The sequence below is a fragment of the Corynebacterium sp. HMSC036E10 genome, assembly GCF_001836265.1.
GTDB classification, from domain to species: Bacteria; Actinomycetota; Actinomycetes; order Mycobacteriales; family Mycobacteriaceae; genus Corynebacterium; species Corynebacterium coyleae.
Genome location: NZ_KV827928.1, coordinates 1 through 6,667, shown reverse-complemented (window position 1 = coordinate 6,667; position 6,667 = coordinate 1). Strand labels below are relative to the sequence as shown.

The 6,667-nt window shown below is 57.5% G+C and carries 7 protein-coding genes; 4 read left to right on the top strand and 3 right to left on the bottom strand.

Features of this window, described 5'->3' with window-relative positions; genetic code table 11:
- Positions 1 to 57: 57 nt before the first annotated feature.
- Genes HMPREF2736_RS00260 through HMPREF2736_RS00245 form a run of 4 tightly spaced genes read left to right on the top strand, consistent with a single transcriptional unit; the run spans position 58 to position 4,424 of the window.
- A complete protein-coding gene (locus HMPREF2736_RS00260) occupies positions 58 to 1,320 on the top strand; it encodes a DUF2318 domain-containing protein (RefSeq protein WP_070828621.1) in 1,263 nt (420 codons plus the stop codon).
- Positions 1,321 to 2,583, top strand: coding sequence for an ABC transporter permease (locus HMPREF2736_RS00255; protein ID WP_070828620.1), 1,263 nt, complete (start codon positions 1,321 to 1,323; stop codon positions 2,581 to 2,583).
- Positions 2,584 to 2,587: 4 nt separating this feature from the next.
- On the top strand, positions 2,588 to 3,715 hold the full coding sequence (locus HMPREF2736_RS00250) for an ABC transporter permease (protein ID WP_083281325.1): 1,128 nt from the start codon (positions 2,588 to 2,590) through the stop codon (positions 3,713 to 3,715).
- Positions 3,716 to 3,719: 4 nt separating this feature from the next.
- On the top strand, positions 3,720 to 4,424 hold the full coding sequence (locus tag HMPREF2736_RS00245) for an ABC transporter ATP-binding protein (protein WP_070514604.1): 705 nt from the start codon (positions 3,720 to 3,722) through the stop codon (positions 4,422 to 4,424).
- Positions 4,425 to 4,497: 73 nt separating this feature from the next.
- Here HMPREF2736_RS00245 and HMPREF2736_RS00240 read toward each other — a convergent pair whose 3' ends face one another.
- The 3 genes from HMPREF2736_RS00240 to HMPREF2736_RS00230 form a co-directional block, all read right to left on the bottom strand.
- Positions 4,498 to 5,025: an Ltp family lipoprotein gene (locus HMPREF2736_RS00240; RefSeq protein ID WP_083322917.1), complete on the bottom strand. Its 528-nt coding sequence runs from the start codon at positions 5,023 to 5,025 to the stop codon at positions 4,498 to 4,500.
- Between the two features lie 213 nt (positions 5,026 to 5,238).
- Positions 5,239 to 5,844 (bottom strand): recombinase family protein, encoded by a 606-nt coding sequence (locus HMPREF2736_RS00235; RefSeq protein ID WP_083322916.1) that lies wholly within the window; start codon positions 5,842 to 5,844, stop codon positions 5,239 to 5,241.
- Positions 5,845 to 5,948: 104 nt separating this feature from the next.
- The gene (locus HMPREF2736_RS00230) at positions 5,949 to 6,404 is read right to left on the bottom strand and encodes a hypothetical protein (RefSeq protein WP_141761560.1); all 456 of its coding nucleotides are present in this window, start codon (positions 6,402 to 6,404) and stop codon (positions 5,949 to 5,951) included.
- Between the last annotated feature and the right edge of the window lie 263 nt (positions 6,405 to 6,667).

Genomic DNA, 6,667 nt, shown 5'->3' with positions numbered 1-6,667 from the left:
CCCCCCCCCCCCCGTTCCCCCGATCGAAGCTGAGGCCATAGATTTAAAGGATTTACTATGCTGAAGTTCTTCGTCATCGCGATCCGCCTCGCGATGCCGCTGATGCTCACGGCCGCGATCCTGCTGAGCTCTCGCGGCTTCGCTCCGCGATCCCGCAAAATGGTGACCCGTGTCACGGTACTCGTTTTCTGCGGTGGTTTATTGGCGGCTGCGGTTCTCGCTTGGCTTCGGCTCAACACACAGCTCATTGATATCCCGACCCTGAACGCGTGGCTGGGGCCACCGACGTTCCTGCTCGTGACGCTTTTCCTGGTGGCAATTTGGACACTCGGCGGACGAAATCTGCACGACGTCAACCAAACATGGCGCCACCGCTTCGTAACCGTCACCGCCTGGGCCGCGCTGCTTAGCAGCTCCGCTTTCTTCGGTTTCCCATACTTCTTCGGCACCGACGGCATCGTGCTCATGGGGTCTTCTTTCTTCGAAACCGAAAGCTTGCAGCGTTTCGCCGGGTTTATCCTCGGTTCCGCGCTGGTAGCGGTGGCGTGTTGGGGCTATGTGGTCTCGGTGAAACGCGTGCCGTGGCAGCTGCGAGCGCTCGTTGCCACAGTGGTGCTTGGCGCTCTGGTTGTCCCACGGATGCTGCTGTTCTACCAGCAGCTCGCAACCCGCAGGTTCGTGCCGCAAAGCAGCTCGGTTTTCCAGTCGGTGCTGTGGGTGCAAAACAATCAGGCAATCATGTACCTCGCGCTTGGGGTGGTCATTTGCATCCCGGCGCTGGTGGCGGTGCTTTCTGGCAACTACCCGATAGCGAAAAACCCCGCGGAGGTGCGAATCAACCGGGCGGAGCGAACTTCACGGCGACAGTTCCTCGCGCTGGCCGCGTCCTCATCGGTCGCCTTCGCCATGGCACTGACTGTCGGAAAGGCGCGTGCCGAGTACGTTCCAGAGCTTTCGGCAATTGAGCCGTCAGAGGTGGTCGGGCCGGAACTGCTCGTCGCGCGTGAACTGGTCGACGACGGCCACCTGCACCGTTTCGCATACCAGGCTTCCGACGGCGTAGAGGTGCGTTTCATTGTGATCAAGAAGAACGATGTTGCTTTCGGCTGCGGCCTTGATGCCTGTGAAATCTGCGGCCCCTCCGGCTACTACGAAGACAAGGGCCGAGTGATCTGCAAACGCTGCGACGTCATGATGAATGTCCAAACGATCGGTTTCCCGGGCGGCTGCAACCCGATCCCCATCACACACGAGGTTCGCGAAAAGCACCTGGCTTTCCAGGTTGCCGAGCTTGAAGAGATGGCGAAGGTGTTCCGATAAATGTTTTTCTGGCGTATGGTCCAGCAGGCACTGCGGCTCCACTTCCGTAAGCGCCTCCTCGTGGCGGTCACAATCTTCCTCGGTGCGAGCCTGACCACCTCCATGCTTGCGGTGATGTTTGATGTGGGCGACAAAATCAAAGCCGAGCTGGGGTCTTTTGGCGCGAACCTTCAAGTCCTTCCCAAGGGAACCTCGGTGGTTTCCGAAATGTACGGCACCCAGAGCGCTCACGGGGCGCTGCGCGAAGAAGAGCTCCCGAAGTTGAAAACCATTTTTTGGGCATACAACATCGAACACTTCGCACCCCTGTTAAATGTTGAGGCCGACACCGGTGCGGGAACCGTTCCGGTTGTGGGCACCTGGTTCGATCACCACCTGGATGTTCCCACCGGAGAAGAAGTGAACACCGGCATCCAGGGTATGCGCGAGTGGTGGCAGGTAGACGGCAGCTGGGTCAAGGGCGAGAACGAAGCGATCGTTGGCCGCAGGCTGGCAGAGCAACAGGGTTGGGCGCTCGGTGACAGTGTTTCACTGCACACCGAAAACGCCAACCACAGCGTCAGAGTCGTGGGTATCCTCTCCTCGGGATCCGATGAGGATCGCAAACTCTTCACGCAGTTACACACCGCACAGCTGCTCGCTGAACGACCGGGCGAGGTTGACCTCGTTGAAGTGCGCGCCCTGACCACCCCCGAAAACGAACTCGCGCAGCGGGCGGCACGCGACCCTTCCAGCCTGTCGTTGGAAGAGTGGGAAACTTGGTACTGCACCGCCTATGTCAGTTCAATCGCCTACCAGATTGAAGAGGTGCTCACGGACGCGGACGCAAAAGCGGTTCGCCAAGTTGCAGACAACGAAGGTCTTATCCTGAACAAAACGCAACTGCTGATGACCATGGTCGCCGTTTTCGCCATGGTCGCAGCCGCGCTGGGTATGGCGAACCTCGTAACCGCGTCAGTGATGGAACGATCCCGCGAAATTGGGTTGATGAAAGCGCTGGGAGCCAGGAACCAGGCGGTGGTGACGCTGCTGCTGAGTGAAACACTCATCGTTGGTATTGTCGGCGGGCTGTTCGGTTTCTTAACCGGGGTGGGGCTTGCGCAGGTGATCGGTGTGCTCGTTTTCGGATCCGCCATCACACTTCGCCCGGCTGTGATCCCGCTGATGATCGTGGTCACCTTTGCGACCGTGCTCATTGGCTGCCTGCCGGCAATACGGTCGCTGCTGAAACTGCAGCCGGCGCAGGTGCTGCACGGAAGGTAGTGCGATGAACCCACGCATCCGGATGTATTTGCGCATGGTTGGGCAGTCTTTTGCGCAGCGCGTTTCGCGGATCCTCATCGCGGTTTTGTCAATCGCGGTGGGAGCGGCAACCCTTTCTGGGCTGGGATTGCTGGCGTATTCAGTGCCGAACCAGTTAAAACAGGAGCTGCGTTCCTACGGGGCAAACCTTGTGGTGTTACCAACCGGCGCCGACACGCTCAGCGAGGCGGACATCACCGAAGCTGACGAGACCATCGGCGCTGCGGTGCTTGCGCGCGCCGCCCACAAGTACAGCAACCTGGTGTACAACAATCAGTCACTGTCGGCGCTCGGTGTGTCTCTGTCTGATGCGATGGCGGTGCGACCGTACTGGTCAATCGACGGGCAAACACCAACGGGTGATGAAATCCTCGTGGGTGAAAACATCGCCGACCGGTATCGTTTCAAAGTGGGAGAACAGCTCGATTTGAGGGGTTCGACCAGAGGTGAATCCGACGGGAAGCAGTTCACTGTCTCGGGGATCCTCCGCACCGGCGGTCCCGAAGATGATCTGGTCGTGCTGCCTATTGAAGCCCTGCAGGAGCTGTCATCAGAAGAGACAGGTTACAGCCTCATTGAATATTCCGCCGCGGGCTCAACAGCGGAACTGTCCGAGCTGGCGCAGCGGGTGATCGCGGCTTCGCCGAAACTCGACGCCGAAGTGGTGCAGCGGGTCAGCCAGACCGAAAGCGGCATTGCCGCAACCCTGCAGACCCTCATCTGGCTTGTCAGCATCATTATCTGCGGGTTGACAGTGATCGCAGTCTCGGCGACACTCGGCGCGATCGTCAACGAGCGCGCCAAAGAGTTCGGTCTTAAAAAAGCCCTCGGCGCGCAGCCGCACCATATCCTGATCGAACTCATCGGAGAGTCCACGCTGCTGGGCTTGCTCGGCGGCGGCCTGGGCATCACAGCGGGGATCTGGCTGGCTGAATTCGTGTCACACCGCGCCTTTGCCGTTGACTTGCAGTTCAACGCCCTCGCTGTTCCGATCACGGTGTTTGCAGCCTTGCTGATCACGCTCGGGGCAACACTGCTTCCGGCTCGCCGCATCTCAACTATCGAACCGCACGTTGTGCTGAGTGGGGAGTAAAACTGTGTCCGATACCGCACAAGAAAACAATTTTGACGGGCGTGGATCAGGTCCCGAACTGATCTACTCACTCCAGGGCGTGAGCCGGCACTACGGCGATGTGAAAGCTCTCGACAATGTGAGCCTTGACATCCGCCGGGGTGAGTGGCTTTCGGTCGTGGGCCCGTCGGGATCCGGAAAATCCACACTGATGAACATTTTGGGGTGCCTTGACAGCCCCACTGAGGGCCTGGTGCTGTTCGAGGGTGAGCATCTCGACAAGTTAGGTGAAGCAGAGCTCGCGCTTGTGCGACAGCGCAAAGTGGGGCTTGTGTTTCAGCAGTTCCACCTGGTCAGTCATCTCACCGCCCTCGAAAACGTGATGCTTGCGCAGTATTACCACTCTGTTCCTGACAGGGCTGAGGCTTTAGAAGCTTTAGAGCGAGTGGGGATGGGCGCCCGCGCAACACACCTGCCGCGACAGCTTTCCGGCGGTGAGCAGCAGCGAGTTTGTGTTGCCCGCGCGTTAATCAACCACCCCTCTGTGATCCTCGCTGATGAGCCAACAGGGAACCTCGACGAAGCGAACGAGAAAATCGTGATGGACTTCTTCCACCAGCTGCACGACGCGGGCACCACCCTCATTGTGGTGACCCACGACGCGCAGGTTGCTGACCAGGGTCAGCGCCAGATCATTTTGGAACACGGCCGCATCGTGCAGATCGTGTGAAGCGCTCACGCCTTCCGCAACCGCCGAAGCGGACAGCACCGCGGCAAGTGCGGAAAACTCGGGGACGCGCAGGTTACTCGGGAAGGTTCGCTATCGCGTAGTCGGCTTCTTCTTCGGTGAACTTCTCACCGTGTGAGCTGACGAGCTGATCACGAATGGCCGAGGGAGACATCGCCAGATCTTTTTGGTAGGTGATTGCCTTCTGCAGAGCGTTTTCTTTCCAGTCCGCTTCGACGTTGTCAATCGCGTACTGTGCCGCTTCGGCTGAGAACTGCTCGCCGTAGTCCGACGTGAGTTGATTATAGATGCCGGCCTTGCTCATATGCATGGTGTCTGAATACAGCTTGGCTTTCTTAAGTGCGGACTTGTACTCCTGCGGCACATCATCCGCGGGTGTTTCTTCAGCGGGTGCCTCCTCGGCGGCAGCCTCCTGAGTGACTTCTTCCGCTGGCGCAGAATCAGCTGGTTCGGTGGCTTCCGGAGAGCAGCCAACGAGACCGACAACAAGCAGGAAACCGGCAAGCGGGGAAGCACGGTAGGTGATTCCTATGGCATGTTCTGGCGAAAACGTTAACGGCTCGTACAAAATTAGCTTATCCATAACAGGACGTGGGATGATGTTGTCGACGTGGACATTGCGACATCTGAGTGGGTTACTTCGCGAAATGAGGCTAGGCTCCATCAAAGGTTGGGCTACCGCACACCAGCTGAAGTTGATTCAGAATTTTGCAAGAGTAGCCTTGGCCAAAAATAGAAATCAAGGCAAACGCCTAGGAACAAAACTCGGGACAATTCGCCTACTGAGCTTGGGTACCTATGCAGAACTGTCGAGATATCTGTAGACGGTGGCTCGACTCACTCCGAGACGCCTCCCGATTTCAGATTTTGAAACCCCAAGCGACGCTAGCTCCCGCAGGGTCTGTACCTCTTCTTCTCCAAGGCTCTTCGAACGTCCTCTATACACTCCTCGCTCTTTCGCTTTCGCGATACCTTGGGCTTGGCGCTCGCGAATGAGAGTCCGTTCAAATTGGGCGATACTTCCGAGGATGCCGAGCATCAGTGAGGGTATGGCCTCTTCTTCTGGGCCGAATGTCAAATGCTCTGAGAGGAATTCCACGTACGCCCCTCGCTCGGTAGCGTCCCGTACGAGGTTGAGGAGATCCACGGTATTTCTGGCGAGTCGGTCCATCGAGGCTACTACGAGGGTTTCACCGGGCCTCAGGTATTCGAGAGCGGCGTGAAGCTCTGGGCGGTCAGATGAAGCCCCAGAGAGCTTCTCGGCGAAGATTTTGCTACAGCCGGCCGCTTCTAATTGGCTTAGTTGGCGGTCAAGGTTTTGGTCCCGTGAAGAGACTCGTGCATAACCTACTTTGACCGTGATTCCTGTTTTTGTCTCATTAGGTTCTATAGATGTTTGCATATGTGTAATTTTATGCGGCCTATAAAGCCTATTGAGACGTTCTCGCACACTTGTTTCCGCGTCTCATTAGGCTGTACCCCATTGCAACATGACGCTGAAGGGGTCTAGAACGGCAATCGGATTATGCCGTTGTTCATTGCGAACGCTCCTGCTCCAGCTCCGATACCGAGTGCTGCGAGAATCCCAAGCACAATACCGATAATGCTGCCAGTGCTCATCGAGGACTGAGCAGGCTGCGGCTCGTTGTTGTTCGTGTTGGGTGTTGCGGTGTGGGTAACAGTCACCGTCGCAGGGGCAGGGGTTACTTCCGAAGTGACGGTTTCTGTTGCGGTCACGGTGACAGGGGCAACAATTTCACCATCATTTGTCACTGTCTCAGTCACTGTGACAGGTGCCGGGGTAACGGTCGTGTAGGCGGTTTCTGTCACGGTTTCAGTAGGAGCAGTCACTGTCACCGTATTGTTGCGGGTTACGGTTGCAGGTGCTGGTTCCTTCGTCACGGTCGCTGTGACGGTGGCGTTGTTGGATACGGTTTGTGTTACCTGCTTTGTTTCAGTCACGTGCTGCGTTTCTGTCACGTGCTGCGTTTCGGTGACTTTTTCAGTGCTTGTGACGTTGTTGGTTTGTGTGACTGTCTTCGGGGGCTCGGTGACAAATTTCGTCGTTGTTACAGGCTTTGGAGTCGATGTAACAACACGAGTCGTCGTAACGGGATTCGGGATGAGAGTGGTGGTCACGGGAGCCGGAGTCTCCGTGATAATGATCTCCGACCCATCAAGCAGACGCTGAGAGAGTGTCCGATTGTTTGTGTGCGGGGGCTTGG